Origin of the sequence: Pseudarthrobacter sp. fls2-241-R2A-168, from assembly GCF_030209335.1 — a bacterium.
In the GTDB taxonomy this organism is placed as follows: Bacteria; Actinomycetota; Actinomycetes; order Actinomycetales; family Micrococcaceae; genus Arthrobacter.
This window is the reverse complement of the sequence record NZ_JARVSG010000017.1, coordinates 1-17,545: the sequence shown is the minus strand read 5'-3', so window position 1 is coordinate 17,545 and position 17,545 is coordinate 1. Positions and strand designations below refer to the sequence as shown.

General features: G+C 60.1%; 11 protein-coding genes and 1 pseudogene. 4 read left to right on the top strand and 8 right to left on the bottom strand.

From position 1 onward, the window contains the following. Window positions 1-46 precede the first annotated feature (46 nt). The gene (locus QRN11_RS12125; RefSeq protein WP_285251161.1) at window positions 47-859 is read right to left on the bottom strand and encodes a PaaX family transcriptional regulator; all 813 of its coding nucleotides are present in this window, start codon (window positions 857-859) and stop codon (window positions 47-49) included. Between the two features lie 463 nt (window positions 860-1,322). Between QRN11_RS12125 and QRN11_RS12120 the strand changes: the two genes are divergently transcribed. The 3 genes from QRN11_RS12120 to QRN11_RS12110 all read left to right on the top strand — a co-directional run bounded on the left by QRN11_RS12120 (window position 1,323) and on the right by QRN11_RS12110 (window position 5,253). Then, window positions 1,323-2,567 carry an MFS transporter gene (locus tag QRN11_RS12120; protein WP_285251160.1) on the top strand — a complete coding sequence of 415 codons (1,245 nt, stop codon included), beginning with the start codon at window positions 1,323-1,325 and terminating at the stop codon, window positions 2,565-2,567. 124 nt (window positions 2,568-2,691) lie between these two features. After that, window positions 2,692-4,335, top strand: coding sequence for a thiamine pyrophosphate-binding protein (locus QRN11_RS12115; protein WP_285251297.1), 1,644 nt, complete (start codon window positions 2,692-2,694; stop codon window positions 4,333-4,335). A 297-nt stretch (window positions 4,336-4,632) separates the two neighbouring features. Continuing rightward, complete coding sequence (locus QRN11_RS12110; protein ID WP_285251159.1) at window positions 4,633-5,253, top strand: acyltransferase; 621 nt, start codon at window positions 4,633-4,635, stop codon at window positions 5,251-5,253. 21 nt (window positions 5,254-5,274) lie between these two features. Here QRN11_RS12110 and QRN11_RS12105 read toward each other — a convergent pair whose 3' ends face one another. The 7 genes and pseudogenes from QRN11_RS12105 to QRN11_RS22520 all read right to left on the bottom strand — a co-directional run. After that, complete coding sequence (locus QRN11_RS12105; protein ID WP_285251158.1) at window positions 5,275-6,036, bottom strand: SDR family oxidoreductase; 762 nt, start codon at window positions 6,034-6,036, stop codon at window positions 5,275-5,277. 641 nt (window positions 6,037-6,677) lie between these two features. After that, window positions 6,678-7,631, bottom strand: a complete 954-nt coding sequence (locus QRN11_RS12100) for a beta-keto acid cleavage family enzyme (protein WP_285251157.1) — start codon at window positions 7,629-7,631, stop codon at window positions 6,678-6,680. A 12-nt stretch (window positions 7,632-7,643) separates the two neighbouring features. Beyond that, window positions 7,644-9,911: a hydantoinase B/oxoprolinase family protein gene (locus QRN11_RS12095; protein WP_285251156.1), complete on the bottom strand. Its 2,268-nt coding sequence runs from the start codon at window positions 9,909-9,911 to the stop codon at window positions 7,644-7,646. Next, entirely contained in the window at window positions 9,912-12,065 is a 2,154-nt protein-coding gene (locus QRN11_RS12090; protein WP_285251155.1) for a hydantoinase/oxoprolinase family protein, read from the bottom strand. A gap of 49 nt (window positions 12,066-12,114) precedes the next feature. Continuing rightward, window positions 12,115-13,365, bottom strand: coding sequence for an MFS transporter (locus tag QRN11_RS12085; RefSeq protein ID WP_285251154.1), 1,251 nt, complete (start codon window positions 13,363-13,365; stop codon window positions 12,115-12,117). 180 nt (window positions 13,366-13,545) lie between these two features. Beyond that, window positions 13,546-14,469, bottom strand: a complete 924-nt coding sequence (locus QRN11_RS12080; protein ID WP_285251153.1) for a LysR family transcriptional regulator — start codon at window positions 14,467-14,469, stop codon at window positions 13,546-13,548. 771 nt (window positions 14,470-15,240) lie between these two features. Continuing rightward, a pseudogene (locus QRN11_RS22520) lies at window positions 15,241-15,396 on the bottom strand (helix-turn-helix domain-containing protein); the annotation flags it as partial. A 630-nt stretch (window positions 15,397-16,026) separates the two neighbouring features. Between QRN11_RS22520 and QRN11_RS12075 the strand changes: the two are divergent. Next, a partial coding sequence (locus QRN11_RS12075) for an FAD-dependent oxidoreductase (RefSeq protein WP_285251152.1) occupies window positions 16,027-17,545 on the top strand: 1,519 nt, incomplete at its 3' end.

Here is a 17,545-nt window from a genome sequence, read left to right as displayed (position 1 = left end):
TACATGTTTGGCCCCGCGGGGTGGCGTTTTCGACGGCACTTCTCTGTCAGGCCGTAACTTCCTGGCCTTCCCCGATGGGTTGACCGATCACGTCGGAGACGAAGGCTGTGGCAGCAGGGCCAAGCTGGCGGTGCACCGCCCCGAAGAGGCTGCGTGCGGCACTGCTTGGCCAGCCTTCGGGTTGCAGTTCCTGGGGGAGGTAAGGGTCGCGGAAGAGGAAGCGGCGATAATCCCCGATGATGCGCATCCGCTCGAGGAGTGCTGTCCTCCCATCCTTTGCCGCATTCAAACGCTCGTTATCAAGTTCCGCGTAGGTCTGGATGAAGCGTTGATAGTCTGCTCCCAGCGCCTCCAAATCCCAGCATCGAGCGGCAAGCTCCCTGTCCTCGCCGGGGTCTCCGGTGCCGCACCAGAGAGCGTCAACTCTTGCGCGGGGGTTTTCGATGGCGATGTCGCGGACCTCGGAGATCAAGTTGTGGGGGCTTAGCCAGGTGGATGGCGACAATTGGCCGAAACCATGCCAGGCGAGCTGCTTGCGCAGTTGTTCTCGGAAAGCCCGGTCGGACTCGGGAACTTGGTAAATGGCCATTGTCCATCTGCCTTCCCAGGTCTCGTCGCGGCGTCGAAATATGCGTTCGCGTCCTTCGTCAAGAATCTCCAGCATGTGAGGCGTGAGGGAGTAAACCGTTTCCCGCCCGACGCGCCTGGTGGTAAACCACCCTTCCTTGCGCAGCCGGGACAAGTTAACCCGTACGGTCGCAGCCTCCACATCAAAAAGGGCAAGAAGCTCCGTGAAGTCCGCCAGCCTCACTTCACCGCCGGCGTAGCGGAGGTAATCACCAAAGAGATCCAGGATCACACCCCTAGGCTTCCATTCCATCAGGTTCCTCCATAGTTTCCGCGCCGCCCGACGCATAACTGCCAATGTTTCATTCCATTTTGGTCAGGTCGCTGCCGGCCGTAGCGGCCTCCTGCCTACGAACTCGGGCCGCTTCATTTCGGCCACTGCCTAACCCGTACTGGCGACAGAAGTAACAAGTCATTGACGTTACGATGAATTGTGTCACATACTGGGTCCTGTGTCAGGTAGATAGCGGCTCAAGGGCGACGTGGCCCCAGGGAACGCGCAGCTGCCGGCCCACACGATTTTTCAGCATGGTTCTCGATCTCCGACATTCACTTCCGTTCTCCCGGTCAGGACCTTCCACACCAAACCCGCATGCAGAAAGAGAATTTCGATGTCGAACAGCTCCGTCCTGCCGATCGCTGGGCAAACCGCCCGGGGTCGCAAATCAGGGCTTACAGTCCTTATCCTTTGTTTCGTGGCCATCGTGTTCGATGGTTACGATCTCGTTGTATACGGGTCTACCGTGCCTTCGCTGCTGGCCTACAAGGAGTGGGGGCTGACGCCCGCCAGCGCAGGCACCATAGGAAGCCTTGCACTTGTCGGCATGCTTGTCGGAACCCTGTTTGTCGGAGCTCTGACCGATGTCCTGGGGCGACGTAAAATCATGATGCTGTCCATCGCATGGTTCTCAGTCTTCATGCTACTGACTGCTCTTTCTCCTTCCGTGGAGATGTTCGGTCTGTTTCGGTTCCTTACGGGCTTGGGTCTCGGCGGCATTGTGCCCACCTGCGTCGCCATGACGGTTGAATTCGCTCCGAAGGCTCGACGGCAAATTGCGAATGCTGTCATGTACAGCGGCTACTCGGTGGGCGGAGTCATCGCGGCCATCTTTGCAATAATGGCCCTGCCACAGCTGGACTTCCGGTGGCTCTACGCAGTGGGAGCACTCCCTTTGGTGACTCTGCTTCCTATCGTCTATTTCATGCTGCCAGAGTCCGTCGCGTTCCTTGCGTCGAAGGGCCGAACCGCTGAGGCCAAAGCCACAGCAGAGACATACGGTCTGGTCTACAGCGACATCGTGACAGAGGCTGACGCTACGCCCGACGACGCCCCTGCCCAAAAATTGGCCGCCCTGAAAACCCTTTTCAGCCACGGCTGGATCATGGCTACGGTCCTCTTTGCGATCGCCAGCTTCTGCGGCCTCCTGCTGGTTTACGGCTTGAACACTTGGCTGCCCCAGATCATGCGCTCCGCAGGATATGAGCTGGGCAGCTCCCTCACCTTCCTGTTGGTCCTGAACGCCGGGGCAATCGTCGGTGCCATTGGCGCCTCCTATATAGCAGACCGTATCGGCGTCAAAAAGGTGGTCACAGCCTCCTTCATCATTGCCTGCGTCTCGATTGCCCTGCTGAGCCTGGGGCTTCCCTACGGCGTCCTGTTGGTACTGGTTGCCTTCGCCGGACTGGGCTCCGTGGGAACCCAAATTCTGGTCAACGGCTTCGTTGCCACCCACTACCCCCAATCCGCTACCGCTACCGCTCTGGGGTGGTCGCTCGGAATCGGCCGGCTGGGAGCAATCTGCGGACCCCTCATTGGAGGTTACATCGCAAGCATCGCGCTGGGATTCCAGATCAATTTCTACGCCTTTGCCGCCTTCGCAATCATCGGGGCCCTCGTCATTGCGTCCGTACCCCGACCCAAAACGCCGCTTAAAAAATAGTCAACCCGTCCCCGGAAAAGTAACCACTCCCAGGAGGCTTGACCAAGTGAAAGAGAACCAATCAGTGCTTGAAGCACCCACTCAGCAAGAAGCCTCGGGACCAGCGGCTGCGCAAGGTGGAACCATTACGGTCGCCGAACTCGTTGGACGGACCCTGGCGCAACTAGGAGTCGCGCAGATCTTTGGCGTCATTGGCAGCGGAAACTTCCACGTAACCAATAGCCTGCGCATGCATGGGGTCCCATACATCGCCACACGCCATGAAGCAGGCGCGATAACAATGGCCGACGGCTTTGCCCGCACCTCCGGTCAACTCGCTGTCATGACCACCCACCAAGGATGCGGACTAACCAACGCCATAACCGGAATCGGGGAGGCTGCAAAAAGCCGTACCCCCCTGCTCGTCCTGGCCGCAGACAGTGCGGGATCAGCAGTCCGATCAAACTTCAAAATCGATCAGGACTCACTCATCAGAAGTGTTGGAGCAATTTCCGAACGTGTCCACTCCGCCCAAAGCGCCGTAGCCGACACCGTACGGGCCTACCGAACGGCCGTCCAGGGCCGCCGCACCGTGGTGCTCAACCTTCCGCTCGACGTGCAGTCACAGATGGTTCCTGCCAACCCACAATCAACGCCACCGCCGATTCCCGAGCTGCTTTCTCCGCGTGCAAACAATCAATCTGTTCTCCAGCTCGTCAACTTACTCACACGGGCCGAACGTCCAGTCTTCATTGCGGGCAGAGGCGCACGCAATGCAAGGGAAACACTCATCCAGCTTGCCGATCATACGGGCGCACTTCTGGCTACCTCAGCCGTCGCCAACGGACTGTTCCACGGGCACGCCTACAACCTGGGAATTTCAGGGGGCTTTTCATCGCCACTTACCGCGGAAATCATAGCGGGCGCGGACTTGGTTGTCGGTTGGGGAGCCTCCATGAACATGTGGACCATGCGCCACGGGAAAATGATCGGCGGCGGGGCCAAAGTCGTGCAGATCGATTCTGAAACGGCCGCACTCGGTGCCACTGTGCCCCTCGACCTCGCCGTACTTGGTGATGTGAGAGAAACCGCTGCCGACGCGCTGGACGCACTCAAGGGTGAGGAACCACGGCAAGGGTACCGGCGAGATGACATGGACAAGAAAATCGCCCAGAAATCCCGCTGGAACGACACGGAAACCGACAACCTCTCAACGGAAACCACCATAGATCCAAGACTGTTGTCCAAGTTGCTAGACAAGATGCTCCCACAGGAACGGACGGTAGCTGTCGATTCAGGGAACTTCGTCGGTTACCCAAGTGCCTATTTCCGTGTGCCGGACCACTTTGGATCCTGTTTCACACAGTCCTTCCAATCCGTGGGCCTAGGCCTAAGCACTGCCCTCGGGGCAGCAGTGGCGCGCCCAGACCGGCTACCTGTTCTCGGAGTCGGAGACGGAGGTTTCCTTATGGGAATCCAGGAACTGGAGACAGCCGTACGGCTTCGCATTCCACTCGTCATCGTCATCTATAACGACAACGCGTACGGAGCCGAGGTACATCACTTCAGCCGCGAAGAAGATCTAAGCATTGTCACCTTCCCCGACACCGATCTTGCGGCCATCGGCCGCGGATATGGTGCTACCGGTGTGACCGTTCGGGGCATTGACGATCTCAAGGCTGTACAAGCCTGGTTGGACGGTCCGAGGACCACACCTCTGGTTATCGATGCGAAAATTTCCAGCGACGGCGGGGCATGGTGGTTGGAGGAGGCCTTCGCCGGCCATTAACGCGGAAGATGTTCGCCGGCGGGAACTGGCGTCCGCCGGCGAACGGGCCGACAAGCCCTAGCTGCGGTCACAGGACGATTCCGAACGCCGCCCACCATGGGACGAGAACTGTAAAACGCGGTCGTCGCGATTCCCCCTAGCCCGGATGCTATTTCACCAAGAAGGCAGTGCGGTGGACCTTAACGCAGCCGGAATTTGAAGTTCTAGGTGCCGCTGCACGATCTTGCCTCTTCAGACTTCTCATCACCAGTTCCCTGTCGACCAGGGCGTGGACAGCACCACCTAAAGGAGTCACCCATGAACCCCGTTTACGCCTTCGGCGATGTCGTACCTGTCGTGCACCCCACGGCGTTCGTCCACCCGACCGCCACTCTCATCGGAGACATCATTATCGGCCCAAGGTGTTATGTCGGCCCCCAAGCGTCATTACGGGGAGACCTAGGGCGATTCGTTATGAAAGAGGGAGCAAATCTACAAGACGGGTGTATCGTACATACCTTTCCCGGGCAACTAACGGAACTAGGCGTTAACGGGCACGTGGGGCACGGCGCCGTTCTGCACGGCTGCCACGTGGGCGATGGCGCCCTCATCGGCATTGGCTCCGTCCTCCTTGATGGCTCGGTCATCGGCGAACAGGCATTTGTGGGGGCGCGATCCTTGGTTACCTCGAACACCGAGATACCAGCCCGGCATCTCGCCTATGGCACACCGGCGAATGTGGTCCGTGAACTGACCCGGGCCGAACTGATCTGGAAGGCTGATGGAACGGCGACGTACCACTGGCTTACACATGTCTCACCCGAACAACTCACCGAAACGGAGCCTCTAACGCAGGAAGAGGCTAACCGTCCCACCCTGTTGAGGCCCCCAGCTACTTCCAAGACGCTGCATGAAACGAGAGCAACCGCTCAGTCCTGAACTAGCGGACGGGTCGTCTCGCTACACGGTGGACTTGGAGTCGCCGTCCATAGGTAGGATTTGGCCACTGATCGCCTTGCCGTGAGGGCCGGTCAAGAACAGCGCTAAAGCGGCGATATCCGCCGGATGGACCAGCTGTTTCAGGGACTGGAGTCCGAGCGCAGCGTCCAGCTCCTCCTCAACCGACTTTCCGGACAACGCTGCCCGGCCAGCTACAACGGCATCGAACCGCGGCCCGGCAACCGCTCCGGGGAGGATGGCGTTGACGTTGATTCCGTGGGGCCCGAGCTCCATGGACAAAGTCTTGGTAAATCCGATCAACCCCCACTTCGACGTGGAGTAGGCTATGCGATTGGGGTAACCAAACCTTCCCGCCAGTGCGCTCATCACTATGATCGAAGCCGAATCTGACGCCCGGAGCAGCGGAATCGCCTCCCTTGTGATGCGGAACGTCCCCGTTAGATTAACAGCCATCACGCTTTCCCAGACATCGACCCCATATTGTTCGGCTGGCTCGGTGCTGCCTGCAATGCCGGCGTTGTTGATCAGCACGTCCAGTCCCCCAAGAACAGAGCGCACGTCGTCGAAGACGCGAGCCACATCCTCGGCCTGGCTAATATTGGCGATAGACGCAGTGACCTCGGGAAACTCGAACTTGAGAGATTCGACGGCGGCCGCGCTGATATCGACAACATGGACGGCGGCACCTTTTTCGATGTACGCCCGGGTGATCGCGCGGCCTATGCCTCCGGCACCCGCAGTGATGAGTACCTTGAGGGTCATGGACATCAATTCCTTTCATGGCTTCTGTGGAACGATTAAACTAGCCAGGGGTTGTCTGGGAAAGCGCCACAAGTTATGGCCAGTACGCCCCGCCGCATCGAAGACTTAACACACGGTTACGGGGTGGTTGAGACCATGGGACTCAACGTAGGTGGCCAGATCCTTATTCCTTGCAAATGAAGGCACCGATTGTGTCTCCCGTGCCCTTGAAGATACCCCTAGTCTCGAGCGCGAAGTTCCGCTGTAGAAGGGGTGCTGTTGCCCCACCCGGATGAGAGCGCCCGTAACGCCAGGTCGTGATCGATGCCCGAAGTCCTGCATGGCGTCCCCTGCCTCGGTTATGACGGCGCTGTAGCGGCCGACCAGGAGTTGGTTGATGAATTCGAGCTCCTGTCCGTGTCCGATTAACCCGCACGCGCCAGTCTTGAGTAGTGGTTGAAGATTAACGATGCTGGGCGGTGCACACTTTCTGGCGGTCCGCCGATGGACGAGGCCGCCCGTTCGGGCGCCCTCACTGGATACCCATCACGCTGATTTGTGGCCGTAGCCGCTATCGTCGGGGCCGCCTCTTATGCGTCAGGTTTTCCTAAATAAGGGACAACCTCATCTGTCAGTGCTCCCGGTTAAGAGGCGCTTGTCGGTCAGGCGTCAACTTTGACGGTTGGGCGTGAGGCGGAGCTCAGCTGGCGAAGTCCCAGAATGTCCCGCGCTTCTGCCGGGGTTGCGGGTTCGCAGCCGAGTTCGCGGATGATCCGTACTGCGCGCTCAACCAACTGTACATTGGAGGCCAGTTCGCCTCGCTTGTAGTAGAGGTTGTCTTCCAGCCCGACCCGGACATGGCCGCCCAGCAGGACGGCGTGGGCGATGGCCGGCAGCTGTGCCGCTCCGATGGCTGAGACGCAGAGTTCGGTGCCGGCAGGTAGTTCTTCAACCATCTGGTGGAGCGCACGCGGGGTGTAGGGCATTGCTCCTTGGAATGGACGGTCCAGGCCGAGAACGACGTTGATCCAGTACGGCTGTGTGTCAAAGCCTGAGTCGATGAGCCGTTTGCAGTCCTGCAGGATGTGGGCTGGGCTCATGACCTCCCATTCAGGTTTGATTCCGAGTTCGGCCATACGGGCGGCCATCTCGTCGCACTCAGCCGGGGATGTTTTGCAGAGGAGTTCACGACCGCGGCCGTTGATGACGAATGTTTCGGCATCGAACGTTGCCATTTCCACTAATGGAGCTTCGAGGCCCTTCATGCGCTCCGTGAAGTCGATGCGGAGTTCGCCTGTGTCGTACACCTTGACCATGTCCCCGGTGACACCGCCACCGGTGGAGTTATTGATGACGACGTCTGAGTTGTTGCGGGTCAGTTCGTTGATTCGGGCGTAGACCTCGGGATCGCAGGTGGCTTCGAAGTCACCCGGGCGACGGGCATGGATGGCGGCAACGCTGGCTCCAGCCTCCACGCACGCAGCGATATCGTCTGCGATTTCCTGCGGGTCCACGGGAAGATTGGGGTTTTCGTCCTTGGTGGCCATTCCTCCCGTCGGCGCGATGGTAAGGATGACTTTGCGCGGTTTAGTCTGTGCAAAAGTTACGTCTGCCATGATGATTTCTCCTTATGCCTGGAAGGACAGCTCAGCGGCGCGGCTGCCTGCGGAAACGTTCAATTCCAAGTCATGGAACGGGGCTGCATCCTTCTCGTGAATGTCCACTGCAAGGAGCGAACCGGTAGCCGGGCAGGCCCAGCCGGTGACTGTCAGTTTCTCGTGAAGGGTGGATCCTACTCTGGAAGGCAGTTCGAGGGCGAAGGCGTGGGCGCCTTCCCGCCAACGCGTGGAACCGTCGGAAAGCACTGCTCCATCTACGGTTTCAACACGCCATCTTCCGCTGGTCGCGTGAATGGCACGAAGACGGTCGGAAAGGGGCAGCCAGGACTCGCCTGTCTTAAGTCCGGCGGGGGGCATAGTCGGATCCAGGTCGCGGCAGGACTCCGGTACTGCTTGCGGGGCCAGCCCGAGGCGTGCAGCGCGAAGTGCCCGGCGCCGATGCGACGTGCATTTCTCGTCCCATCCCGTGACGAGCCCTGCGGCTGAAGTAGTCAGCACCACCCCGTAGGTATCTAGGGCCGCCCCCGGGCTAACCACATCACGGCGGATGTCCTCCAGGAGATCCTCGGGGCTCCGATCCAATGGATCGCCGATGCCCCCGCCGCCCTGCCAAGTGACAGCAAACACGTCAGATTTTGTGAGGGGAAAAGCTCCAGGTTTGGGACCAAGGTTCGTAAACTCCGGTGAATCTTCGGTGATGCCGTTCAGTGCTCCGGCAAGAACAGCCGTCTGGCCTGAACCACGAAGGATGCCCTGCGCCAGGGACTGCCGGATGACGCCGCCGGGCAACCCGCCCGAAAGCCCTGCAGAATTGGGCACCTCAGCGCCATGGGTCATGACGAGCGCCTCAGCCTCGTCGACAGAAATCGTCAAAGCAACCTCAGCACCGAGCCCGCCCCGTCGGCGCCCTGCGCCGCCCGTATCTCTGGCCAGCCTGCGGTAGAGATACACCAGAGGTGTACCCTGCTCGTTGACTTCCACGTCGGCAATCGACGGGCACGGCGTGTTGATCGGTCCGGCGGCGTCCTGTCCGTCGTGGGCCACGAAGGCCCCGAAACCGCCGGCCAGGGGATCCATAAGGTGAAGACCAAACTTCTCGCCAAACTGGTTGCGTCCGCTGAGATTGAAGGTAGCCATGGTTCCGCTGTTCACGGCCTGTGCGCGGTGGGCGTACTTCGGCGTGGCTGCCAGGAGACGGTTCAGGGCGGCGGAGACCACGTTGCTGACAACCCAGACAGTCTCAACAGTTGCGCTGCCCACCGGAGCCGGCGGAAGTGCCGTACAGATGAGTCCGTCCGGCGCGACGATCTCAGTAGGTCGCAGCAATCCGTCGTTCCAGGGGATTCCGAAACCCAAGGTGGGGATAAGGGCACCTGCAACGCCTCCGACCAGCCCTGCCCGGGAGCAGTTGACAAAACCGGCGGCTTGACCGGAAGACCCGGAGAAGTCGAAGGTCAGAGAATCGCCCTGTTTGGTGAGGACCAGGTCAACAACGTAGAGCTCATTGGAGTGTCCGTCGTGTTCGAGGAAGTCACGCGTGTGGACGACCCCATCGGGCAGTTCCAGAAGGCGGCGGCGCATTGTGGCCTCGGAGTCGTCGACCATGGTGGCCATGGCAGTTTGCACGACATTCTTGCCATACCGGCGGCAGAGTTCGGTCAGCCGCTCACCGGCGACGTTCAATGTGGCGATGAAAGCGCGAATATCCAGGCCAACCTGCGCAGGCAGGCGGGTTGCTTCCAGAACCATGTCGAGGACGTCTTCACGGAGCTCACCGCGGTCCACGAGCTTGACGGCCGGTATCCGGAGCCCTTCCTGCCAGATTTCTTTGGCTTTCGGTGACCACGACGCGAAGTCCATGCCACCGATGTCGGTTTCGTGTGCCATGACGCCTGCCCAGGCGACCAATTCGCCGTCAACGAACAAGGGTGCGCACATCTGGAGATCGTTCTGGTGAAGCGCGCCGACGAACGGGTCATTGCCGATGATGCGGTCACCTTCCCTCAAAGCCCTACCTGAGCCGAGAAGGTGCCGGATCAGGGCGCCAACTGGCGGTGCTTCAAACGTCACCTGATGACCCATCGTGGCGAAGGAGCCGTCCGGGAGGTAGAGGCCGGTGAAGAAGTCGCTGGCCTCGGTGACCGTCGGACTTCCGGACACAGCCTGGAGTGCGAGCCGCATCTGGTCGGTGATGGCGACCAGACGGCTGCGGACCACCTGTGCGATGACCGGATCAGTGACGGTGGTGACGGCCTGGGCATCCAGTGTCGTGTTCATTTAGCTGCCTACCTTTACGTGGATTGCGCCGTGTGCGTCGGTTGTGGCGGTGCCGCCCGGTGGAACGACGACTACGCAGCCGGGAAGTTGGATGAGGCACGGACCAGCTACGGTCTGGTCCGCGGCGGGCCAGGAGCATCCGTACACCGTGGTCGAGTCCGGAACAGCCGGGTCATCAAAGATGACGCTCCGGACGCCACGGAATTCGAAGGGTTGCCCGGCGGCGGATGGTCCAGGGGCCGCTGAAGCAAGGGCCGCCGTGGCCCTTACGGAGAGGATCTCGAATCCGGCTTCCCGGAAACCGGCGCCCTTTCCGAAGAGCAGCTCATACTCGGATTCGAACCGCGCAAGAAATTCGGACACCATGGCCGCGTCTGGTGCTGCGTCCAGGCCTACATCCAGGTGGTGTGCCTGACCTCGATAACGGACTGCTGCAGTGAATTGCAGCGTTGCGGACTGGGGGTCTGGAATTGCGGCCAGGGCACGATCACGAGCGTCCTCGAGAGCTTCTGACAAGGTCAGCGCATGGGTCTCGTCAGGTTCCAGACCTGGAGAGAGACGGATGTAGCTGGTTCTCGACGAGGTCGTTCGAAGATCGCTGGTTCCGGCACCGAAAGCTGACTGGGCGGTGGCCGTTGCGGGGACAACGAACCCATCGAGGCCCAGCTCCCGGCACATGGCCCACGCATGGGAGGGCCCGCTTCCCCCGCCGGCCACGAGTGTAAAATCCCGGGGGTCATGGCCGCGTTCGATCGTGACGGAACGGAGAAGGTCTGCCATCGCGGAATCAAACAGTTCACGGACCGCGCGGGCGGATTCCTGGGCGTCCAGCCCAAGGGGCCGGCCGATCTTCTCTTCCAGGGCACGGCTGGCGGCCTCGACGTCCAGCATGATTCCACCGCTTCCAAAACTAGCGGCGTCAAGAACGCCCAGCACAAGGTCAGCGTCAGTGGTCGTTGGTTCCGTACCACCTTTGCCGTAGCAGACAGGGCCGGGGGTGGCACCTGCACTTCGCGGACCTACGGTAAGGATCCCGTCGGTAACTGCTGCGATGGAGCCGCCGCCTGCGCCGATGCTGGCGATGTCGACGCTGGGGACGCGCATGTCTGCGCCGCCAAAGGTGACCTCATCACGCAACAATGGTGCTCCGTTGACGACGACTCCGACATCGAAGCTTGTTCCGCCAACATCGAGCGTGAGGACGTTGGGCTGGTTCAGCGTCTTGCCCAGTGACTGGCCGGCGACCACACACGATGCGGGCCCGCTCAGGAGGCCCTTGACCGGGGATGCGGTCAGCGTCGCTGCAGGAACGACGCCACCGGCATTCGTGGTCATCATGATGGGGGCTTCCATGCCCAGTTTGCGGAGCTCGGTTTCGAGCTTGACCAGGTAGTGACCCGCTACCGGACCTAGGGCGGCGTTGGCTGCGGTAGTGGAAGCCCTGGCATATTCACCCACGCTCGGGGCAATATCGTGGGAGACACTGACGAATGCGTCAGGCAGTATTTCCTTAACCAATTCCGCGACCGCTATCTCATGGCTGGCGTTTTCGGTGGCCCACAGCAGGCAGACCGCTACGGCCTCAACGCCTTCATCACGAAGGGTCTCCAACGCCCGACGGGCGGAGCTGGAATCCAGAGGTGTAACGACGTCGCCTTGCGGATTCACTCGCTCGGTAACTTCAACGACCAGGTTTCGCGGTACGAGCGGGGCTGTTCGTCCGCGGAGGAAGTAGTCGCCGAGGCCCAAGCCTGTGAGCCCCGCTGTACCCCTACGCAGTCGGCCGATTTCGAGGACGTCGCCGAAACCTTGGGTGGTGACGAGCCCGACACGCGCCGAACGGCCGGTCAAAAGGGCATTCAACCCTACCGTTGTTCCGTGTCCGAAGCGGCTGACCCGCCGGCACATGTCCTCAGTGCTGAGCCCCGCTATACCCGCAGCCAGGCGGACAGCGTTGATGACTCCAGTTACGACGTCGGCTGTAGTGGGCGACTTACAGACGAAGGACTTCCCGCTGGGGGCACGAAGCCACAGATCTGTGAAAGTCCCACCGACGTCTGTCCCAATTGCCCATCCTGTCGTGTCATCGGGGGAGTCGGTGTTGTTGTCTTCGTCGCCTACTAGCTCAACTGGGGACGCTGTTTCGATGCTCAATTTTGGAACTCCTTAGCCAGACGGCCATGTGGTGGGGGTGTGGTCTGAATCAGACGGCAAGATCGTCCGCTGCCGTGACGGGCCTCGCGGCAGGGGCTGTGGAAGCGAAAGACTGAACTTTGGGAAGTGTCAAAAGAATTGCGGAACCGACTGCTAACATCACGGCGACGGTAATCAGGGCGCCGTCGTAGCTGCCAGTACGGTCGAAGAAAGAACCGGCCCAGATCGGGCCGACAGCGACGGCGATGGAGAACGCCGCGTAGATGAGGCCATAGATGAATCCGTAGCGCTTGAGTCCGAAGTAATTCCCGCAGAGGAAGGCGATCAAGTCGGCCTCGGCTCCAAAAGAGACACCGATCATGATTGCGGCTGCAGGAGCAAGCCCCGGGCCTCCCCACATCAGGAGCAGGCATCCCAACGCTGTGGTTAGAAAGAGCGGGGCCGCAACATACGGCGCGAAGAATCGGTCAACGAGGAAACCGATGCCGAGGCGGCCGACTATCACACCCAGACCGATCAGTGACGCGATGCCCGCCGCGCTGGCCGGAGCAAGGCCGGAGTCGGTGAGCATAGGAACCATATGAGGGATGATTGCTGGCACGGAACCGCCGACAAGCAGGAAGCCGGCAAGAATCGTCCAAAAAGTGCGGGACTTGACCGCATCTGCACGGTCAACTCCAGCCAGTTCACGACTAGCTTCTGGGCGGTGGCCACTGCCTTTCAGTCCAAACAGGACAAACGGAATAACCAGCAGCGACAACACAGCCAACGCCGTGAAGCCGACCCGCCAGCCCAACGACTGAACGACACCAGTCACCAGAGGCGGCAGAGCCAGCGCAGCCACGCCCAGGCCTCCCAAGGTAATGCCAAGGGCCAGGCCCCGTGAGGTGAAAAACGCCGAGTTCACCGCCTTGGTGTAAACAATTGACGTAGTTCCCAAACCCAAAAGGCCAGCGAGGGCAAACAGGAGGTAGAAGTGTATGAGCTCTCCCCGGAACTGGCCAAGCAGGATCAGGGACAGTGTCAATCCGGGCACTGAGATCATCGCGACCCGGCGCGGACCGAAGCGGTCCAGCAGCCAGCCCAGGGGGGCGGCGAAGATCACCAGCGCGATTGTCGTATACAGGAACGAGGATGAGACTTCCGCGCGGTTCCAGCCGAATTCTTTCTGCAGCGCACCGGTGAATGACCCAAGGCTGTAGAACAGAAGGGCGGTTACGCCTACGGCCGAGCCTACCGTTGCCGACAGCAGCGCAGGCCAGCCGGTTTTGAATTCTGAGTAGCGATTGGCACGCATCATTGCATGTCCTAACTAGTCGATGGGTTGCGCCTTCGCACGTGATGCAGCGAATAGAACATTTCCAGCTGCCGTCGGTGCTAGCACCGTGTCGCTGCAGCGTGACCTGCAACACGATTCAGTAATGAGACTAGGGCGCATGACCATTCGCCACAAACAATGGTTAACGAAGCCTCGTATTGATCAGATCGATGTGTCAGCGAATAGCTCCAGGGCCAAAGACATCAATTGCTGACGGAGCCACTGGTGGGCGGAATCCTCGGTGTGTTGCTCCGCCCATAACATGACCATATTGACGGGCTGTAGAGGCATTGGCGGATCGAGAAGCCTGAGGTTCGCGTTAGTCCGCAGAGCGAGTCCCAGCCGCTCCTGGATCAGGGTGAGTAACCGCGTTTCGCGCAGCAGGAACGGGGCCAGCATAAACATTTGCGTGGTGATCTGTGTGTTGCGAATGACTCCCTGTGCGTCCAATTGCATTTCAGCTGAAGTGGGCAGGTGTCCTACATTGACGGCAAGATAAGGTTGCGCGCTGAACTGTTGCATCGTGATCGACGTTCCGACCTCGGGATTATCTGCATCCACGGCGCATACGTACCGGTCACTAAACAACAGCTCGTTGGGAAAATCCACATATCCCAGAAAGACTTCCTTGGGCATGATCAGAATGTCCGTCTCACCTTGCCTAAGACGTTTCGCGAAATCATCCTGAACTGGTTGGAAGTGGAGCCTCACATTGGGTGCCTCTGCGGCGAAGCGCACCAAGAGAGGTCGAAGAAAGACTGCGGCCACATAGTCGTTGGAGGTAACCGAAAAGTCCCGATGATCCGTTGCAGGATTGAACTCGCTCTTGGTCGTCAGGAGTGACTCGACTCGTCCGAGTGCTTCCCTAAGGGGGTCGGCCAGCGATCTGGCAAACGGGGTCGGCATGAGATTTCGGCCGTTCTTGACCAGAATCGGATCGCCGAACATCTTGCGTAACCGATTAAGAGTGGAGCTCATCGCGGACTGGCCCACCTGAAGGCGCTCGGCGGCCTTCGTGACGCTCTGCTCGGTTAATAATGCATCCAGTGCGACCAATAGATTCAGATCCACCCGGTTCAGGTTCATTCCTTAGCATCCCCGTCCGTGAGGGTAGTGAGTTTCCGAGCATGGCTCTGCCTCTGATATCAAGAATCTCATTAGTGACGCAGCTCCTTGCGCCACTCGTCCCGCCCGCCGGCGGCGATGGCGGCTCGCGCCTGGAGGATTCTTGCAAACGAAAAATTTGAGAACAGGTTGGTTCGAGAATCGAATGGGATGGAAACCAGATGCGTCAATCATGTCTAGTTCAATGGCAATCCGCGCAACTTGATGAAGAAACCCGGGCGAGGGGAACCCCGAACTGGCTCAAGCACTGAAGTTAGCCCACAGCCCGAAACCCCCATCGCCGTCGAGGCCGCCGACGCTGCGTAAAGGAACGCACGCCCCTGATCGGCAAAGACGGGAAGTCCGCTACACCGGAGCGTCAGTTGGTTATGTCAACTCGCAGATCTGCGAGTCCGCGTTCGCTCCGACGATTGCCGCCGCTCTGTTTGCTGCGACCCAAATCTAACGACCATTGTCGTGTATCTGCTTATCGTCTTAGCTATCTCTGTCATCTCTGTTGCAATCCTGCCCGGGGCTGGGGACGCAAGAAACAGAGCGCCAAAACGGCGAAAACGTAGCGAAGGCCGCAAAACAGGCCCGCCGAAGCCTGATCCGACTCATGCACCAGCAGAGGCGGCCAGCGATCCGGCCGCCCCTGCTCCGGTTTTAACTCGGCTCGTCTTCAGACACGCTGGGGCTCCTTGACCTGCTCTTGCCCCTCCCTGCAGCCGTCGCTTGTCGGCAGGGGTTGTTTCAGCCGTCTATGACCGGCCCCTGCAGGACGGTTCGCCATTCGAGGGCGATCGTGAGCTGACTGACTTTGGAGAACTCCCTGATCTCTACACCGAGAATGTCGGAGATCCGCGCCACCCGCTGCTTGACCGTGTTGGGGTGGATGTGGAGTTTGGAGGCGGCCTCAGAACCCTAGCGGAGGTCCAAACCTGGGTGACTCCGTCGAGGTCTGTTTTTCTCGTAGGTCCAACCGGCGATCGTCTGGGTCAACCGGTGCGGCTGGGAATCTCTTAGGGCTACGGCGTCCAAGTCTACGGGTCCGGGCTGAGAGCCACTCCAATGAAGTGCAGAAAGAGGAGTGCCATGGACCGGGAGTCCGTCACAGCGCAGTAAGTGCCGGTAAGTTCGGTTGACGTCGCTGTGCGGGGGCCAAGCTGCGACTGCAGGGTGGGATCTGAGAACATCATGAGCCACCACCAATAAAACGGAACTTCGCACTATTCTGACGCCAACACACAAGGCTTCGCTCTCCGGCGAGAAGCGTGACATACACCCCGGGCGTGAGCCAAGCGCTGCAAATGCCTACTGCCGCATAAGCACCAAAAACAAACTCTGGCCAATAAGAATTGCCTCTCAACTCTTCGTATTTGCAATCAGCAAAGGGCTATAAGGCGAGCTTGCATGCTAGTACGCTTGCTGCCAGTAGGCATGTTCACCCCGAGTAAGAGGACGAAGCAGCGATGACGCTGGAAATCGTCTTCTGCGGCACGACGACCGCGCTCTCCCAGATTTGGATTAGAAGGTGTGATGGAAACTCAGTTGGAATTCGATACCGACGTGCTCATTGTTGGCACGGGACCGACCGGGGCCACAGCGGCGCTGGCGCTAGCTACCGAGGGCATTCGTGTACACATGATTTCGCGGTGGAACTGGCTCGCGAATACGCCACGTGCGCACATTACCAACCAGCGGGCTGTTGAAGTCCTGCGGAATCTCGGGGTGGAAGAGGAAGCCGCAAAATACGCGGTGCCGTGGGAGGACATGGGGGACACCCTGTTCACGACCAGCCTCGCCGGGCAGGAGATTGCCCGGCTCCGCACCTGGGGTACCGGGGACGAACGGTACGGGGACTATTTGAAGGCCAGTCCTTGCACCATGCTCGACGTTCCGCAGCCGCTGATGGAACCGATCTTGCTCAAGAACGCGGGGGAGCGGGGTGCACAGGTCACCTTTAACACGGAGTACCTCTCCCACGTTCAGGACGCCGACGGTGTCAATGTCACCTTCAGGAACCATGTCACCGGCCAGGACTACACGCTGCGGGCCCGGTACCTGATCGGCGCCGATGGTGCCCGTTCCCAGATTGCTGAAGACATCGGACTGCCGTTCCATGGTCAGGTTGCACGTGCCGGTACCGCATATGTGCTGTTCAAGGCTGACTTGAGCAAGTACGTCGCGCACCGTCCCAGCATTCTGCATTGGATCATGAACCCGGTCGCCGGCTTTGGTGAGATCGGAATGGGCCTGCTGCGCGCCGTCCGGCCCTGGGATGAATGGATCGCCGGATGGGGATTCAACATGGCAGACGGCGAACCCGATTTCAGCGAAGACGTCATCCTCGAGAAAATCCGCACCCTGGTCGGGGACCCCGAACTCGAAGTCGACGTCCAGACGAAGTCCACGTGGTACGTGAACCAGCAGCACGCCGAGCACTTCTCCGTCGGACGGGTATTCTGCGGAGGAGACGCAGTCCACCGGCATCCGCCGAGCAGTGGCCTGGGTTCAAATACCTGCATGCAGGACGCGTTCAACCTGGCATGGAAACTCGCCTACGTCATCAAGGGCTACGCCGGGGAGAGCCTGCTCGACTCCTATTCTCTGGAGCGCGCACCCGTCGGCAAACAGATCGTCGCCCGGGCCAACCAGTCCCGCAAGGACTACGGCCCCCTCAACGACACCTTCCGCGTCCCCGGCCAGGAACACAGCATTGAAGCCGGGCTGGCACGCCTGCACGCCCCGACACCCGAAGGCGTTGAGCTGCGCCAGAAGCTTCAGGAAGCGCTGGAAGGGAAGAACTACGAGTTCAACGCCCACGGCGTTGAACTGAACCAGCGCTACGAATCCGACGCCGTCATCCCTGACCCTGAGGCAGGCGAAGAGCAATGGGAAAGGGATCCCCAGCTTTACGTCCAGCCCACAACCCGGCCCGGCGCGAAAATTCCGCACGCATGGCTGGTTGACCGTGAAGGCCACCGGACATCGACCCTTGACGTCACCGGCCACGGAAAGTTCAGCCTTGTCACCGGCCTTGCCGGACGCGCCTGGG